Here is a 753-nt window from a genome sequence, read left to right as displayed (position 1 = left end):
AAAAAGTGAGGGAAAAACAGGACGTTTCCCCTAAACGAAGGCTAGAGAAAGAATTTTATAAGCCAGTTTAGCTGCTAAAAAATTACAACTGTGAAAATAAGGAATGGGCGCTAATTCATTAATATCAGCGCCAACAATAGTCCCCACCTGGCTCGCTGCAGCAATAATTTCGAGCGCATCATTCCAAAATAATCCACCTGGCTCCGGCGTTCCAGTGGCAGGCATTAAACTTGCATCAAATCCATCCACGTCAAATGTGAGATAAATAGGACGGTTTTTTAAGGGAGCAATAATTTTTTTTATGTCCCAATTTTTCTTATCTTTTGCCCAATAAATATGAATTCGTTTTTGATTAGCTTCAAAAAAAGAAATTTCCTCCGCAGAAATATTTCGAATGCCAGCTGAAACAACTTCGATATTCGGATGATCTAAACAACGCCGAATTGTCGAGGCATGAGAAAAATGCTCGCCATGGTATCCATCGCGCAAATCTGCATGCGCATCAAAATGCAAAATTACTAAATTAGGACATCGTTTAACAAACGGGCGGATAGAGCCGACAGTGATCGAATGCTCTCCTCCAAAAATAAAGGGAAACTTTTTGTCTTCTAGAACACGTTCTACTAACCCCTCCAATTGCTGTAATGCTTTTGGTATGTCATTTTCGATCTTGGGCTCTTCCAAGGTTACAATACCCATGTCACGGTAAGGCTCATACCAAAGGCATTCATCAAATAACTCCACCTCATGCGA

At 40.2% G+C, this 753-nt stretch carries 1 protein-coding gene; it reads right to left on the bottom strand.

Translation table 11 applies throughout. The annotated features are described in order from the left end of the window. Window positions 1-30: 30 nt before the first annotated feature. A partial coding sequence (locus tag B1F79_RS01950) for an agmatinase family protein (RefSeq protein WP_251365775.1) occupies window positions 31-753 on the bottom strand: 723 nt, incomplete at its 5' end.

It is taken from the genome of Coxiella-like endosymbiont of Rhipicephalus sanguineus, from assembly GCF_018687865.1.
The sequence above is the reverse complement of the archived record's forward strand: the minus strand, read 5'-3'. Positions and strand labels throughout refer to the sequence as shown.